The 16,587-nt window shown below is 42.5% G+C and carries 11 protein-coding genes; 8 read left to right on the top strand and 3 right to left on the bottom strand.

Going from position 1 to position 16,587, the window contains the following annotated elements; genetic code table 11:
- Nucleotides 1-186 precede the first annotated feature (186 nt).
- Complete coding sequence (gene crtH, locus O9323_RS00930; RefSeq protein ID WP_288124555.1) at nucleotides 187-1,698, bottom strand: carotenoid isomerase; 1,512 nt, start codon at nucleotides 1,696-1,698, stop codon at nucleotides 187-189.
- 638 nt (nucleotides 1,699-2,336) lie between these two features.
- On the opposite strand from crtH, the gene O9323_RS00925 reads away from it, so the two are divergent.
- On the top strand, nucleotides 2,337-4,166 hold the full coding sequence (locus O9323_RS00925) for a polysaccharide biosynthesis protein (protein ID WP_288124554.1): 1,830 nt from the start codon (nucleotides 2,337-2,339) through the stop codon (nucleotides 4,164-4,166).
- Nucleotides 4,167-4,206: 40 nt separating this feature from the next.
- Here O9323_RS00925 and O9323_RS00920 read toward each other — a convergent pair whose 3' ends face one another.
- Entirely contained in the window at nucleotides 4,207-4,395 is a 189-nt protein-coding gene (locus tag O9323_RS00920; RefSeq protein WP_024970909.1) for a hypothetical protein, read from the bottom strand.
- Between the two features lie 203 nt (nucleotides 4,396-4,598).
- On the opposite strand from O9323_RS00920, the gene cobW reads away from it, so the two are divergent.
- The 7 genes from cobW (at nucleotide 4,599) to O9323_RS00885 (ending at nucleotide 15,044) form a co-directional block, all read left to right on the top strand.
- Nucleotides 4,599-5,633 (top strand): cobalamin biosynthesis protein CobW, encoded by a 1,035-nt coding sequence (gene cobW, locus O9323_RS00915; RefSeq protein WP_288124553.1) that lies wholly within the window; start codon nucleotides 4,599-4,601, stop codon nucleotides 5,631-5,633.
- A gap of 825 nt (nucleotides 5,634-6,458) precedes the next feature.
- Nucleotides 6,459-8,510: a M3 family metallopeptidase gene (locus O9323_RS00910; RefSeq protein WP_288124552.1), complete on the top strand. Its 2,052-nt coding sequence runs from the start codon at nucleotides 6,459-6,461 to the stop codon at nucleotides 8,508-8,510.
- Nucleotides 8,511-8,718: 208 nt separating this feature from the next.
- The gene (locus tag O9323_RS00905; protein ID WP_288124551.1) at nucleotides 8,719-9,483 is read left to right on the top strand and encodes a hypothetical protein; all 765 of its coding nucleotides are present in this window, start codon (nucleotides 8,719-8,721) and stop codon (nucleotides 9,481-9,483) included.
- Between the two features lie 345 nt (nucleotides 9,484-9,828).
- Nucleotides 9,829-12,129 carry a sensor histidine kinase gene (locus O9323_RS00900; protein WP_288124550.1) on the top strand — a complete coding sequence of 767 codons (2,301 nt, stop codon included), beginning with the start codon at nucleotides 9,829-9,831 and terminating at the stop codon, nucleotides 12,127-12,129.
- Complete coding sequence (locus O9323_RS00895; protein ID WP_002777485.1) at nucleotides 12,074-12,520, top strand: response regulator; 447 nt, start codon at nucleotides 12,074-12,076, stop codon at nucleotides 12,518-12,520. Before O9323_RS00900 ends, O9323_RS00895 begins: the two co-directional genes overlap by 56 nt.
- 156 nt (nucleotides 12,521-12,676) lie before the next feature.
- A complete protein-coding gene (locus tag O9323_RS00890; protein WP_002777483.1) occupies nucleotides 12,677-13,852 on the top strand; it encodes a hybrid sensor histidine kinase/response regulator in 1,176 nt (391 codons plus the stop codon).
- Between the two features lie 382 nt (nucleotides 13,853-14,234).
- Nucleotides 14,235-15,044 (top strand): SDR family NAD(P)-dependent oxidoreductase, encoded by an 810-nt coding sequence (locus tag O9323_RS00885; protein WP_002777481.1) that lies wholly within the window; start codon nucleotides 14,235-14,237, stop codon nucleotides 15,042-15,044.
- Nucleotides 15,045-15,105: 61 nt separating this feature from the next.
- On the opposite strand, the gene O9323_RS00880 is transcribed toward O9323_RS00885, so the two are convergent.
- The gene (locus tag O9323_RS00880) at nucleotides 15,106-15,972 is read right to left on the bottom strand and encodes a 6-pyruvoyl trahydropterin synthase family protein (protein ID WP_002777480.1); all 867 of its coding nucleotides are present in this window, start codon (nucleotides 15,970-15,972) and stop codon (nucleotides 15,106-15,108) included.
- Nucleotides 15,973-16,587 lie beyond the last annotated feature (615 nt).

Here is a 16,587-nt window from a genome sequence, read left to right as displayed (position 1 = left end):
CAGTTATCAGTTATCAGTTATCAGCAAAACCGATCTACAGCGTTTCTCGTCAAGGTGAAGTATAAATTAAACCTTGCCGAAGCAAGGATTCCAGTCGCAAAAATGTGCTTCATCTATCTGAGAAATGCTGTCAAGTGTTACCTTCCCGTTTCCGAATTCGCCGGTAAAAATCCGGATTTTCAGCTTTTAATCTCTGCGACTAGGTAAACCCAGATCTACCGATAGAAGATGACTGCAAGCAAAACCAGAAAAGGCCACCGCGTTTAATCCTTGACCGGGGAAGGTACTATCTCCCACACAATAAAGATTAGGAATAGCTGTGCGATTAAAGGGCATTCCTAATAAACCTAACAGTTTTCTTCGCGGTATTGGGCCATAACTGCCATCGATTCTATTCAAAAAGCGGCGATGGGTGCGGGCCGTGCCAATTTCGATATAATCTAATCCTGTATCTAGTTTGGGAAAGAGTTTTTTCAGGCGCTCGATGAGACGATGAGCAGCGGCCTCTTTTTTCTGTTGATATTCTTGGGGAGGCAGTTTTTGCCATTGATCAATCCAGCTAGGGGTGAAAGCATGAATGATATGATGGTCCGGGGGTGCGAGGGAGGGATCGAGTAAGGTAGGAATAGAAACAAAGATAGTTCCCTGTTCTGCTTCCATATTTTCCCAATCTTCTAGTAAAATATGGTGACATTCGCTTCCTGATGGTAACACATCGGCCTTGACTCCCAGATGCAAACTCAGGAAACTGGGGGATTTTTGATAGCGTTTTTGCCATTTTTTTTCGCTACCTGGGAGAGATTCCGGGGGGAGTAGTTTCTCGAAGGTATCCCAACGGGTGGCATTAGAAACAATCTTTTTCGCGTAATATTCTTTACCATTGGTCAATCTTACCCCGATCGCCCGTCCTGCATCTAAAATAATCTTATTCACTCTCGCTTGATACTGGATTTCACCACCAGCTTTTTCCAATCCCGCGACTAACTTGAGAGCAATCTGTCCCACTCCCCCCCGGGGATAGTTAATTCCCCCGTAATGGCGATCGCTAAAGACCATTCCCGCATTAATCATCGGAGTGCGATCGGCGGGTACTACCGACCAACAATAACATTCCATATCGATAAATTTCAATAATTTCGGGTCTTTAATATATTTTCTGGCCACATCTCCCGCATTTTGGGGTAAATACTTGACCAATCCCAAACAGGATAAAGGATGCTGGAAAAAAACCCTAGTCAGATAGCGGGGTTCTTCCAGCGATAGTAAATCCATACTATTGAGGCAATTAAACACCTGCCAGCATTCATCGTAAAAGCGCCGGATACCGGCTTTTTCTGCGGGAAAATGGCTAATTAATTCCTGTAAAAATTGTTCGTAGTCGCGATGAACTTTTAAGTCTAATCCGTCCGGGAGATGATAATGGATCTGGACGGGATCGGCAATGGTTTCGATACTCATATCCACCGCTGCCAAAGCTTTGGTTAGGAGGTTAGTCGTCCCCTTTTTGCCAAAACCAAAAATCATCGAAGCACCCACATCAAAACGATAACCCTCTCGTTCAAAATAACCCGCGCTGCCCCCCGGAATCAGATAACTCTCTAAAACCAAGACTTTTGCCCCTTTTGCCGCTAATTGCGTCGCTGTCACCAATCCCCCGATTCCCGACCCAATTACGATCGCATCGTACTGATTACTCATAACTTGACTCGATAAATTTTTGCATCAATTCTTGATTGTAACCCTTGACTAGCGGTCATCTATCGGCTAGTTTGGGGGAGCAAAAAATTTTTGGGGAGCGATGAAAAGTTGCTAAAAGGAAAAAAGTCCGGCTCTCTTATTCTTTGTGTGATCTCGCGTAGCGAGCGCGTTGCGACCAGTTTAACTTACTCTAGAAGCGATCAATCTTTGTGTCCTCCGTGTCTGGTGTGGTTCCTTCCACTCGCTCGCCAGCAGGACTGTATCTTAGAACACATTTTACCCACCAAACCTAAGAGAGCCAAAGTCTTGACAAATCCCGCTGCTTGACATATTTGGATTTAGGTGATATTATGTTGCGGAAAGACGGACATTGCTACTGTTATAAAAAAAATATTGGCTCTTCTCGTTTGTGTATGGAAGAGAGAAGAATAGGGGTAGTTTTCCGTAAATATATTCTTCAAAGCCTTGCCTAGCAAGACTCGTCCGAATAATAAGCACTGATTACCAGACAAAGTCGAGAGGAGCCAAGTAATTTACCTTAAGATTAATTAATCAATTGGATAATGTATAGAAAACTGGCGAACAAAATCCTTAAATTGGCTAATTGCCTATCTAGGTCATCGAAGCGATCTCTTTTAATGATCACCGATTGCCTTGTTTTTTGTCTAAGCATCTATCTGGCCTTCTCTCTCAGGTTTAATCTGAGCCTCGAACATCAGGAAATTAGACCTTTTTTAGGGCCAATATTGGGCTTAATTGCCATTAAAACCCTAGTTTTCCATCTCAAAGGTATTTACAGTCCCGTAGTACGTTATACAGGATTAGAGTTTCTTTCCTCCGTACTGCACGCGGTTCTCTATAGTTCAGGGGTTTTAATCATTCTGGCCTACTTTCAAGGGGATGCCTTTTTGCCGCGTTCAGTCCTGATTATCGACGCATTGTTAACCCTAGTATTGGTTATCGGGGTGAGATTGTTGATTCGTTCTGTCTTTCACCGTCTGAATATTTACGTCAGTAGTGTGGATAGAGAACCGACAATTGTTATCTATGGTGCGGGGGTTGTGGGTCGTCAATTGGCACGTTCCCTACAAAATGACCCCCACTATCGTTTATTGGCCTTTGTTGATGATAATCCCGATTTGCAGCACCGAGTTATCCAAGGCTTTAGGGTTTATTCCCCCTCTCAATTGGCACGACTGCATCAAAAAACAGCCTTTGACTGGGTTATTCTCGCTATTCCTAATGTAGCCAAGGCCAGAAAGCGGCAAATCATCGAAAGTCTAGAAACTTTACCCATCGACATTAAAACCGTTCCTCCCCTCTCAAAAATTTTATCGGGAGAAACGACCATCAATCAGATTCGCAGTGTCGATGTCTCGGAATTATTAGGACGGGAAGAAATTCTACCTCATCCCGAACTTTTGGGAAAAAATGTCACCGGTAAAGCGGTGTTAGTCACTGGGGGTGGTGGTTCCATCGGTTCGGAATTATGCCGACAAATCGCCTTCCTCAACCCAAAATGCCTGGTAATCTACGAATTAAACGAGTTTTCCCTCTACAAAATCGATCTTGATTTAAGCGAAAATTATAGCGATTTACGCAAGTATGCCTATTTAGGCAATGTTCTCGACCGCAATCATCTAGACCGAGTCATCCAACAACACCAGATTGAGACAATTTATCACACGGCCGCCTATAAGCACGTTCCCCTTGTGGAAGCCAATGCTAGTCAGGGGGTTTACACTAATGTTTGGGGTAGTTTAAATGTCGCTCAGACTGCGATCGAGAATTCAGTTAGTAATTTAGTTCTTATTTCCACCGATAAGGCCGTCAGACCGACTAACATTATGGGGGCCAGCAAACGCTGTGCTGAGTTAGTCGTGCAAGCTTTGGCCGCTTTACCCGACAGTTCCACCTGTTGCGCGATCGTCCGCTTTGGCAATGTTCTTGATAGTAGCGGTTCCGTGGTGCCGCGTTTCCGGGAACAAATCGCCCAACGTAAGAATATTACCCTCACCCATCGCGATATTATTCGCTATTTTATGTCTATTCCAGAGGCGGTGCGTTTGGTTATACAAGCGGGAGCCATGGCTAAGGGGGGTGAGGTATTCCTGTTAGATATGGGTGAACCGGTAAGAATTTACGATTTGGCCCTACAGATGATTCGTTTAAGTGGCTTGGAATTAGGGCAAGATATCGATATTGAAATCACGGGATTAAGACCGGGGGAAAAACTCTACGAAGAATTATTAATCGATACCGATAAAGCTCGTCCCACCGCTCACCCAAAGATTTTTTGCGCTAATGAACACTTTCTTGCTTGGGAAAAATTGCAAATCAAATTAGAGCAATTGCTTAATTCTATCCAACTTAATGACCGTCAGGGTTTAGTTAAGTCCCTACAAGATTTAGTTCCTGAATACCAGCCTCCCCAACCAATGGCCAGTAATTTGTCAAATCAAAAGTGAAAAAGAGGAGTTTTGCCTCTCCTCTTGTTGCCAAAATTTATTAATCTAATTGAACCGAATGCTCTTGTTTTAATTGCTTTTGAATGGTTTTTACCGTCTGCTCAATTTTATTGATACCGCGAGAAGAAGGGCGATTTATTCTATCAGCTAGAGGCGAAGTTTGTTGAATAGCAATGCTTAGATAAAGAGGAAAAGCGAGGGTAAAGGCTAAAAAAAGACGTTGTAACATGATCCACTCCCACAAAAGTTTTTCAGCGATTATTTTAGCCGGCTGAAACTTTTACCAGAATAACGACTAACTAGGAAAATTTCAGCTAGTTTGTGACAGTCCGGCAATTGGTGGGGCAATCCTAAAGAATTAGCGCTGAAACCCTCAACCCTAGACCGAGAGTCTGATACATTGATCTAAGAATATGATCGATCGCTCTATCTATGCACAAAATTCCAGTTACTGTGATTACGGGTTTTCTGGGTGCGGGAAAAACTACCCTCATCCGTCATCTACTGCAAAATAATCAAGGCCGCCGGGTGGCCGTTATGGTCAATGAATTCGGAGAGGTGGGAATTGATGGTGATTTGTTGAAAAGTTGTCAGACCTGCGACGACAACCCCAACGATAATATTGTGGAATTGACCAACGGTTGTCTGTGCTGCACAGTACAGGAAGAATTTCTCCCCACCATGCAGAAATTGCTGGAGCGACGGCAACAGTTGGATTGTATGCTGATCGAAACTTCCGGATTAGCTTTACCTAAACCTCTGGTTCAAGCTTTTCGCTGGCCGGAAATCCGCAACGGTGCGACGGTGGACGGAGTAATCACCGTGGTGGATGGTTTTGCTATCGCTAGGGGTCGTCTGGTGGCGGATTTAGATGCTTTAACGGCACAAAGGCAAGCAGACCCCAATTTAGAACACGAAACGCCCATTGAGGAGTTATTTGAGGATCAGTTAGCCTGCGCTGACCTGGTACTCTTAACTAAAACCGATCTCATCAGCGAAATTGAATTAGAAAAAATTATTAATTGGCTGAAAACACAACTGCGATCGACGGTAAAAATAGTTACTTGTGCCGATGGACAAATTAGCCCCGATGTGCTATTGGGATTTAATGCCGCCGTCGAGGATAATTTAGCTAGTCGTCCTAGTCATCATGATCACGAGGAAGAACACGATCACGATGAGGAGATCAATTCCGTGCAGTTTTGCCTCGATTCTCCCGTAGATGCCCAAATTTTGACCCAACGGATCAAGGAATTGGTGGCCCGAGAAGAAATCTATCGGGTTAAGGGATTTGTTAATGTGACCAATAAACCGATGCGTATGGTGTTACAGGGAGTCGGTGATCGCTTTGATTCTTTCTTCGATCGACCCTGGCAATCCACGGAAACGCGGCAAACTCGCTTGGTCTTTATCGGCCGCTCCCTCGATAGTCAGAGAATCGAGCAGGCCTTAACTAGGGTTTGCTGAATAAATGTGAAATGTAGGCAAGCTAAGAGTTTTGTGGCTTTTCTCGCGAAACAGGTGCAAGATTTTGAGAGAATCGTCGTTCAAAACCTTGCGTCTTCATTAGCCCGCGTCCTGTAGGGGCGAAGCATTCGGGCAATAACCTATCGGTGAAACCGTAGATTTTCTACCCGAATGCTTCGCCCTTACTTTTTGCCGCAAACCCTATTTATTCTCCCCTCTCCCTTCTCCTTTCTCCCCCTCTACAATAATTACTCGCAGCCAGAAATACGTTGGGTAATATCATACTTTGTGCTTTTTGTCAAAAAAACTTTTTTTTTGCAATAAAACTACACAAAAAAAAGATCATCGTTATGGGTGAAATTGACTGATTTGACCGTCTTAATTAGGATCACCTTCTAGGTGTGGCAAGGGTTTCAACCATTGCTGCCCAAAAAAGCACAGAATGACCCATTGTGAAATTCTATCAAATCGCTGTAACCCTTGTAACATCGTTGTTAAATAAAAATCTTTCTCAATTAATTTTTAAGAATTTGTAAATATTGCGGAATGTTAATTTAAATATTCTCAAGTTTTTGCAGTCAATAAATAATTTTTGCTTATCTTTGATCAACAGAGGCAGTCCCAATGAAAAAATTTTCACCCCCACAGATGAAAGAGGTTTCTTTCCCTACACCCTACACCCCACACCCTACACCCCACACCCCACACCCCACACCCCACACCCCACTGAAAAAGCTCCGGCGCTCGATCGCCCGGATAGATGGTCGGGGATTTGGGTTAGGGTAGTAAAAGATACAGATTACCCACCCTTCCAGACCAACAATTATGACGAACACCAGTAACCCGCTGCTTGCCGGTCAAGGATTACCGGCCTTTGACCAAATCCAACCTGGCCTGATTGTCCCTGGGATAACGCAACTTTTGCAGGAACTGGCCAGAGAATTAACCGATCTAGAAGCGCAGATTATCCCCACCTGGGAAAAATTAGTCGAACCCCTCACCCGGATCGAAGAACGTTTAAGCTGGAGTTGGGGGATTATCGGTCATCTGATGGGGGTAAAAAATAGCCCAGAATTGCGTCAAGCTTACGAAACCGTACAACCACAGGTAGTCGAGTTTATTAGCCGTTTAAGCCAAAGTAAACCCATTTATGAAGCATTTTTGTCCCTGCGTCAAGGGGAAAGCTGGGGGCAATTAGACGAGGCACAACAGCGCATTGTCGAAGCTTCCCTGCGGGATGCTCAATTGGCTGGGGTGGGATTGCTAGGGGATAAAAAAGACAGATTTAACGCAATTCAACTGGAATTAGCGGAAATCACCACGAAATTTTCTAATAACATCCTCGATGCCACCAAAGCTTTTCAACTGAAACTAACAACCCCAGAAGATATCGCCGGTTTACCCCCTAGTCTCCTCAGTTTAGCCGCCCAAACAGCCCGCGCCCAAGGAGAAACTAACGCCAGCACCGAAACTGGACCCTGGGTAATTACCCTCGATTTTCCCAGTTATTTCCCCTTTATGAAGTACAGCGATAATCGGGAATTGCGCGAAAAACTCTATAAAGCCTACGTTAGTCGGGCTGATCTGGGAGAATTGGATAATAATCCCTTAATCGATCGCATTTTGCAACTTCGTCAGGAACAGGCCCATCTTCTAGGTTATAGTACCTACGCCGAGGTCAGTCTTGCCCGGAAAATGGCCAATTCTGTGGATGAAATCGAGAAATTGCTTGACAATTTGCGCCAAGTCAGCTACGAAGCGGCAAAACAGGATTTAGAGGCCTTAAAAACTTTTGCGGGAACCGACGATCTCAAGCATTGGGATATAGCCTATTGGTCAGAAAAACAGCGTCAGGCCAAGTTTAACTTTAGTGCCGAGGAATTACGCCCCTATTTCCCCCTACCACGGGTTTTAGAAGGCATATTTAGCCTCGCTAAACGGATTTTTGGGGTAGAAATTATCGCCGCCGACGGTAAAGCACCTATCTGGCATCCCGATGTGCGTTATTTCCAGATTAATGACGAAAAGGGCGAAAAAATCGCCTATTTCTACCTCGATGCCTACAGTCGTCCCGCCGAAAAACGCGGCGGCGCTTGGATGGATGTCTGTATCGGTCGCGCCAAAACCGGCACCGAGGTGCGTTTACCTGTGGCTTATTTAATCTGCAATCAAACGCCTCCAGTGGACGGAAACCCCAGTTTAATGACCTTTGAGGAGGTAACTACCCTATTTCACGAATTTGGCCACGGTTTACAGCATATGTTAACCACTGTGGACTATTCCGGGGCTGCGGGTATTAATAACGTTGAGTGGGATGCGGTGGAATTGCCCAGTCAATTTATGGAAAATTGGTGTTATGATCGCCCTACTTTAATGAGTATGGCCAAACACTACCAAACCGGTGAAACTCTCCCCGAACATTACTATCAAAAACTGCTCCTAGCTAAGAATTATATGAGCGGTTCGGCTATGCTGCGTCAGTTACATTTGTCTTTAGTAGATTTGGAATTACACCATCGTTATCAACCCAATGGCGGCGAAACTCCTAAACAAGTCAGACAGCGTTTAGCGGCGACGACGACGATAATTCCTCCTCTACCAGAAGATGCTTTCTTGTGTTCTTTTGGACATATTTTCGCTGGCGGTTATGCGGCGGGTTACTATAGTTATAAATGGGCAGAAGTCCTCAGTGCCGATGCTTTTGCCGCTTTCGAGGAAGTGGGATTAGATAACGAAGAAGCAGTGAAAGCGATCGGCCGCCGTTTTCGCGATACTGTCTTAGCTATGGGGGGAAGTTCTCATCCTATGAATGTTTTTAAAGCTTTCCGCGGTCGCGAACCCAGTACCGAGCCTCTCCTCCGTCATAGCGGCTTATAAAAGTAGCTAAAAACTTTTTTTTGTGGTGCGTTACGGTAATATTTAGCTCTTGATTTTTTCCCTAAAAACAAGGGATTGTCTAACGCACCCTACTTGACTACTTAACATTTTTTCATAAATAGGCTCTCAAACTTGCTGTAAAAATAGACAATGATAGGTTACAATACTATTGTTCTATACATCACCAATCTAGCCTTTGATAAAATTTATGGAATCATCTACTCTACCGATTCATAATCCAGCCGAACGTTTATTAATTATCCTACAAAGATGTTCTCCAGACGAAACTGACGAATCAGTTCAAGCAGTTTTAGCAAGAGCAATGGAAGTGAAAAATGACACTGATTCTGTTCAGAAAGGGTTGATTCAATTACTACAGCTTATTTATCACATAGAAGATCAACTACAATATTTTCCTTCAAGAAAACAGTCTTCCTATAAAAAACTTATGGAACAAATTAAGGATGAATTAATTAGTGTATTTTCAAGACTTGAAATGTCTTGGTCAAATTCTTTCTTACAGCCATTAAACTCTCCTGACTGGTACGCTCTACATTGGCTTCCTTCTTGTGTAGAAGATTTTGAGGAAATATATTTAAGCAAAGAGGATTTGAACAGGTTAAGGGAAGAAATCTTAGGTTTAATTCAAATGATTGAAGATAGCAAAATTACGCAAGAGTTTAAACAATTTCTGCTGATTAAATTAAATGAAGTCCTAGAAGCTCTTAACAAATTTTACATCGTTGGCTATAATGGTCTTCGCAAGGAAATTTTGGCTACCCTCACCGAGGTGGGAATTAATGAAGTCGAAGGTGAAGATAAGGAAACCAAGAACAATATATCCCAAAAGTTATGGGAATTTTTCACAAAAATAGTTCCAGAAAAAGCACAAAAGATTAATCCGCCAATTAGTCTCCTTGTAAATATGGATAAGCTTGCAGAAATGTTCAAAATTTTACCTCCAGGTAATTAACAAAAAAGGGTTGCTATCGTATTTAAATCTTAGATTTTGGTGTGTTACGCTTCGCTAACACACCCTACCATATATTTTTATTAAGAATTATCTGTCCCTTGTAACATTAAATCTTAATTCTTAACAAATGACCCTAGATTCTCAGAGAAAAACTGATTATAATAAAGGGAACTGAACAGAACTGCTCGATCGATAGATAACTGATTAATTAAAGTTTTATTACTTTTGATGGCCTAGTATTAAGAGAAGTAAATTTATTCTTGATCGCCCCCTGAAAGTGAGAAGAAATAGTTTTAATAAACAAAGAGTTTTCAACTTGGCAAAAATCCTCTGGGAGAAATACACATGGAAGTTATAACCGAGACAATTAACCCAACTTCGATCGAACGGGAACCGATCCATCTCTATAACCGAATTCAACCGCACGGGGTGCTTTTAGTTCTCAGCGAACCGGAGCTAAAAGTCAGCCAAACTAGCAATAATAGTCGCAGTTTATTGGGTATTTCTCCGGGGGAAATTATCGGTAAAACCCTAGAGGAAATCTTCGATCCCTTTCAGATCGATCCTCTAAAATCAGCCATAGAAAATAACGATTTTGATGCTCTCAATCCTGCCAAAATTTGGGCGCGGGTTAAAGGGGATGATTTTGCCGTCTTTGATGCTATTTTTCACCGCAACGCCGAACAAATGCTGATTTTAGAGTTAGAACCAGCTATTTCCTATGAAAACATTCCTTTCCTGAGATTCTATCACCTAGCCAAAACTTCGATCGATAAACTTGAAGCCACCCGTAGCCTGAAAGATTTCTGTAATATCATCGTTAAAGAAGTCAGAAAAATGACAGGATTCGATCGAGTTATGTTATACAAATTCGACGAAGAAGATAACGGTGATGTGATAGCAGAAGACAAAATAGAGCAACTAGAACCCTATCTCGGTTTACGTTATCCCGCTTCCGATATCCCTCTCCCGGCACGAAATTTATTAAGTGCTAATTGGATTCGACAGATTCCCGATGCTACCTCTGAACCCGTCGATCTAGTGCCTAGTCTTCACCCCGAAACCCAACAACCCTTAAATTTAACCCTGTCCAGTCTTAGAAGTGCTTCTCCCTGTCATTTAGAATACCTGCATAACATGGGAGTGGGAGCATCTCTAACCATTTCTCTGATTGAAAATAAACGTCTCTGGGGCATTATTGCCTGTCATCACCGTACCCCTAAATATGTACCCTACGAACTCCGTAAAGCTTGTGAGTTCTTAGGAAGAGTAATTTTCTCGGAAATATCGGCACGGGAAGAAACCGAGGATTATGACTATCGAGTGAAATTAAATTTTGTGCAATCGCAATTAATCGATTATATGGCGGAAGCTAATAACTTTATTGATGGATTAATTGCCCATAAACCGAATCTACTTGATCTAACTAAAGCCACAGGAGCCGCTATTTGTTTAGGTGGTAACTATACCTTAATTGGAGTAACACCGAGCGAAGAAGAACTAAATTATCTGATTACTTGGCTAGAAAAAAACGTCCATGAAGATGTTTACTATACCAATTCCTTACCGCGAATTTATGCCGATGCGGGTAAGTTTAAAGACATTGCCAGTGGTTTACTAGCAATTCCCATTTCTAAACGTAATTATCTCCTCTGGTTTCGTCCGGAAGTAATTCAAACCGTGAACTGGGGTGGTGATCCGGGTAAAGCGATCGAAACGACTGCCATAGATGGTAATATTCGTCTCTGTCCGCGTAAATCTTTCTCCCTCTGGAAAGAAACCGTTCGCCTCAAATCTTTACCCTGGAAAGCGGTAGAAATTAACGCCGCACTAGAATTACGAAAAGCGATCATCAATATCATCTTAAAACAAGCCGATGAATTGGCACGTTTAGCGCGGGATTTGGAACTATCAAACGCCGAATTAAAAAAATTCGCCTACGTCGCTTCCCACGATTTACAGGAACCCCTCAATCAAGTCGCCAACTATGTGCAGTTGCTAGAAATGCGCTACACTGAAGAACTGGACGAAGATGCTAAAGAATTTATTACTTTTGCCGTCGAAGGTGTCAGCTTGATGCAAACATTAATAGATGATGTGCTGGCTTACTCAAAAGTGGATATGCAGGCGGTAGAGTTTAATACCATCGATGCTAATCTGGCACTGGAAAAAGCTCTCGCTAACCTGAAAGGGAGAATTCAAGAAAGTCAAGCTATAATCACCGTTGATCCCTTGCCAATTGTCATGGCAGATAAAACTCAGTTAATGCAATTGTTCCAAAATCTCATCGGTAATGCCATTAAATTCCGAGGAAAAGCGACTCCCACTATTCATATTGCTGCTCAACGTCAAGAGGAGGAATGGCTGTTCTCTGTCACCGATAATGGAATTGGCATCGATCCCCGATTTTCCGAACGCATTTTCGTAATTTTCCAACGACTGCACACCCGCGACGAGTACCCTGGCACAGGCATGGGTTTGGCGATTTGTAAGAAAATTATCGAGTGTCATCGCGGACGAATTTGGGTAGAATCCCAATTAGGTAAAGGAGCGGTTTTCTATTTTACAATTCCCCTAGGAGGTAACGAGCGTGAGCGCTGGCGAGGACGTGCCACACAAAATTATCTTATTAGTGGAGGACAGTAAAGCTGATATTCGCCTCATCCAAGAGGCATTAAAAACTAGCACCGTCCCGCATGAATTAGTTATCGTTAGGGATGGTGTCAACGCTATGGATTATCTGCGTCGAGAAGGGGAGTATATCGATTCTCCTCGTCCTAATCTGATTCTTCTCGATCTGAATTTGCCAAGAAAAGACGGACGGGAGGTATTAGCGGAAATCAAAAACGATCCCAGTTTAAAAAGAATTCCTGTGGTGGTTTTAACCACTTCTCGCAACGAGGAGGATATTTTTTATAGCTATGAACTGCACGTTAATTGTTATATAACCAAGTCGCGCAATCTCAACGATTTGTTCAAAATTGTCAAAAATATCGAGGCTTTTTGGTTAGAAACCGCTACTTTACCTGGGGAGTGAATCATTATCAGTGATCAGTTATCAGTGATCAGTTATCAGTTATCAGGAGTCGGTCGTCAGGAGTCAGGAGTCGGTCGGCAGGAGGCAGCTTTATTCTCCCCACACCCCACACCCCACTTCCTAACTTCCCAAATCTCTTTAACTCTTGATTAAACAATGGGACTCTCGCAGGATATAAAAGTTCTTTTAATCGAGGATAATTTAGCCGAAGCTCGATTATTAAAGGAAATTCTTAAGGGTAATGAAAAAAAAGAATTTCATCTGGTTAATGTGTCAAGATTATCGGAGGCAATTTCTCTTTTAAAACAAACAAATTTTGATGTAATTTTATTAGATCTAACTTTACCAGATAGTCAGGATTTGGAATCCTTAGCTCCCCTTTTAATTACGGCTCCGAAATTACCAATCGTGGTTTTAACTAATACTAATGATGATAATTTAGCTTTGGCAGCACTACGTCAGGGAGCGCAGGATTATTTAATTAAAAGAGAAGTAAGTTTAGAAATTTTAACTCGATCGCTATGTTATGCGATCGAGCGAAAACAGATGGAAGAAGCTTTACGAGAATCGAACGAAGCTTTAAAAATGAGCGTGATTGAACGCACTAATCAACTGGAAAAAGCTCAGGAGTTAAATCAGTTAAAAACTGAATTTGTTTCCATGTTATCTCACGATTTTCGCAATCCTTTAAATAAAATTTTACTCTCGGCTGGATTATTAGAAGAAAGTCGCGATCGGTTGACAAAAGATCAGCAAGTTAGCTATTTTCGCATGATTCGATCGGCCATTAAAGACATGGATCAATTGCTCACAGAAGTGTTATTAATTGGTAGGGCCGATTCCGGGAGATTATACTGTCAATTTGATCCGGTGGATTTGCTCGATTATTGTCAGAAATTGGTAGAATCTTTTATGGTTAAGCCAGAAAAACAATCGGCAATTATTTTCCAAATTGAGGGCAGCTTAGAAAGAGGACTTTGGGATGTTAATTTAATTAAACATATCTTGACAAATTTACTGGGAAATGCTATCAAATATTCACCACAGGGAAACCCCGTAGAATTTAAGATTATTGTCGAATCCGAGCAGGTAGTCTTTAAAATTATCGATCGAGGCATTGGTATTCCCAGCAAAGATCAAGAAAATTTATTTAAACCTTTTTATCGCGGTAGCAATGTCGATAATATTCAAGGAACGGGATTAGGATTAGCCATTGTCGGACGCTGTGTGGAAGCGCACAAAGGACAAATTTACATAGAAAGTGAGGAAGGAAAAGGCACAAAGATCACGGTGATTCTACCGATTATTACCGACATTGAACACCTAAATTGAGATCAACAATAGGGTGGAACCACAATTTTTTTTTCTGCTGCCCCTCTCCCCTAGGGTTGATTCATAGTAGGGTTGATTCATGAATCAACCCTACCTCTCCTCTCTCCCTGCTCCCCTTCCATAGGATTGAAGATCACCCTGAGCGTTCATCCGATCGAGTGATTTTGCGGAAAAGTGTTAAAAAAGATTGCTGTTTGTAAAGACAACTGTTACCGTGGGTTCAAGAGTGCGCTTTGAAGGAGGAAAAATCCCATGCACCCTAACCTATCCATCTATCCCCCGATTGCTTCGCTACTTATGTAGGGCATAGATGCACAAATCAAAGATTTCAGAAGCAAAACCAATAAATTTCTGTACTGTTGCTTAAAACAGGAGTTTGATCATGAAATTACAGGGAAAAACAGCCCTAGTCACGGGGGCATCCCGGGGCATTGGACGAGCGATCGCCTTAGAATTAGCCCGACAAGGTTTAAGCAGAATTGTGATTGTTGCCAGAGATCAAGAGCGATTAGACAAACTAGCCAAAGAAATTGAGTCTCTAGGGGTCATTGCCACACCTTTAGCCCTAGATTTAACCGAAAATGACCTTGTTAGTCCTTCAATTATCCGCGTTTGGCAAGAATGCCGTGGCATTGATATCCTCGTTAACTGTGCCGGTATTGCCCATCAAACCCCCTTTCTGCGATCGCAATTTTCGCAAGTGCAAGCAGAAATATCTTTAAATCTGATGGCCATGTACACGGTCACTCGCTTAATTGCCCGCCGGATGGCAATTCGGGGACAGGGAACCATCGTCAATGTTTCCAGCATGATGGGTAAAATTGCCGCTCCTAGCTTCGCTACCTACTCGGCCACCAAATTTGCCATTTTGGGTTTTAGTCAGGCTCTCAGGTCGGAATTACGGGAACACAACATCAAAGTTGTCACCCTCTTACCCTCTTTAACCGATACGGATATGGTGCGAGAATTGCAGTTATTTCGATGGTTAAAGCCGATGAGCGCCGAAGAAGTCGCCCAAACCCTAATTACCGGGTTAAATAGGGAAAAAACGGAAATTGTCGTCGGTTGGCAAAGTCATCTAGCTCTTTGGTGTCAAAAATTGGCCCCGAAACTGCTGGAGAAAATTGTCGATTTAGCCTCTCCCTTGCGCCAAAGCAAAGGAAAGCGAGGATGGCGAGAAGTGTTTAACTAGGGTTTAATTAAATCCATCAGGGTGAGCCATGCTCACCCTAATCACCTTAACCAACAGGCAATTAAACGGCTGTCAGGGTTTTTTCTAGAAGTTGTCGGGGAGCTTGAACCGAACCACGGCAGTGGATTTCGGCAGAATTATTGGGACTTTCAATTAGTTTAACTTTATCTAATTCGGCTCCTAATTGGCGGATTGGTTCCTCTAATAGTTGAGCGATATGTAGGGCAATATTTTCCGCGGTGGGAACCACTTCGGCAAAGTAGGGAATATCCTTATTTAAAAAAGTATGATCGAAGGGTTCTACTACCAATTCATCGATCGCTTTTTGTAAATCCCCTAGATCCACAATCATACCGGTGCGGGGATCGATTTCTCCCGCCACGGATACTTCTAGGTGATAATTATGACCATGACCGTTTACCCTGGCGCATTTGCCGTAGATTTCCGAGTTTTGTTCGAGGGTTAATTGCGGTAAAGCCAAACGATGGGCGGCGCTAAAATGGGTTTTGATAGTTAAAGTTGCTTCCATATCTTTTCCTTGATATTCTGCCCACAATTCGGGGTGTTCAAATAGTTGAATTTTGACCAATGGTAAATAGGGTGCTAATCTTTGCCAGATAACTCTAGCGATATTTTCTGTGGTGGGTAGGGTTTGCTGAAATTCCGGCCAGACTTGATTGAGATAGGAGTAGTCTAATTGACTGGTTATCTCTCGTTTAATTACCTGTTTCACGGTGGAGAGATTTTCCACCATGCCATAAAGATTGAGTTCTTTGTATAGGGAGACGTATAATTCGTAATTGTGACCATGACCGGGAAAACGGCTACCAAGACCAAAAAGTCTTTGATTTTCGGCTTCGTCCCATTCTGGTAGATAATAGCGATGGCTGGCTGAAAACCGCGCTCGACGATTGATGATGCAATCCATAAATGTGGGCGATCGATGACTTTGTAAAGTTACGTTAAGAGTAACCCTTTCTAGCATAAACCAGTTTTGTCCCCCCCAGCTTGCAGACTGGGGAAAGTTATCCCTCAATTCTGGTATGGTGCGATCGCTGTGAGTCTATATTGAGATTTTGCTATTTTTAAATATTCCGCTAGTTTCTGTTGAATTTTTTTCTTTTTTCTGGGTCTTGTGGCCATTCTAAACTGGATTTTACCCCAATATAAACCTATTTCTTTTTTTAAATGTTTGTGACTTGATAACTACTTAAGTAGATAGGTATTAAAAACTTTCAGATCCCCCCGCCTATCGGCACCCCCCTTATCAAGGGGGGCAGGGGGGATCGAACCTAAAATCCATTTTTAATTTAATTATAACCAGCTACTTAACTCGATTCGTTATTCTTGATTATTGTCAGTAATAATCGCTAAAATTGCCAGTTGATGGAGAGAATAAACGGCCTTCTTGAGTGCCGCTCTCTGTTTTTTCAAGACTAGGATACCAAAAGTATTGACAAATAGACAGCTTTGCTGTAAATTTGCTGGTGATAATCCTATAATTAGTCGCTCCGTAAGGATAACAGCTAAAACTAAAAAACTA

The organism is Microcystis sp. LE19-131.1A (genome assembly GCF_027532015.1).
GTDB lineage: Bacteria > Cyanobacteriota > Cyanobacteriia > Cyanobacteriales > Microcystaceae > Microcystis > Microcystis ichthyoblabe_A.
The sequence above is the reverse complement of the archived record's forward strand: the minus strand, read 5'-3'. Positions and strand labels throughout refer to the sequence as shown.

Bases quoted from the DNA above. Each gene is read 5' to 3' on its own strand.
- O9323_RS00890 (WP_002777483.1), top strand. From the start codon at position 12,677: ATGGGACTCTCGCAGGATATAAAAGTTCTTTTAATCGAGGATAATTTA.
- O9323_RS00900 (WP_288124550.1), top strand. From the start codon at position 9,829: ATGGAAGTTATAACCGAGACAATTAACCCAACTTCGATCGAACGGGAA.
- O9323_RS00910 (WP_288124552.1), top strand. From the start codon at position 6,459: ATGACGAACACCAGTAACCCGCTGCTTGCCGGTCAAGGATTACCGGCC.
- O9323_RS00885 (WP_002777481.1), top strand. From the start codon at position 14,235: ATGAAATTACAGGGAAAAACAGCCCTAGTCACGGGGGCATCCCGGGGC.
- O9323_RS00920 (WP_024970909.1), bottom strand. From the start codon at position 4,395: ATGTTACAACGTCTTTTTTTAGCCTTTACCCTCGCTTTTCCTCTTTAT.
- cobW (WP_288124553.1), top strand. From the start codon at position 4,599: ATGCACAAAATTCCAGTTACTGTGATTACGGGTTTTCTGGGTGCGGGA.
- O9323_RS00905 (WP_288124551.1), top strand. From the start codon at position 8,719: ATGGAATCATCTACTCTACCGATTCATAATCCAGCCGAACGTTTATTA.
- crtH (WP_288124555.1), bottom strand. From the start codon at position 1,698: ATGAGTAATCAGTACGATGCGATCGTAATTGGGTCGGGAATCGGGGGA.
- O9323_RS00880 (WP_002777480.1), bottom strand. From the start codon at position 15,972: ATGGATTGCATCATCAATCGTCGAGCGCGGTTTTCAGCCAGCCATCGC.
- O9323_RS00925 (WP_288124554.1), top strand. From the start codon at position 2,337: ATGATCACCGATTGCCTTGTTTTTTGTCTAAGCATCTATCTGGCCTTC.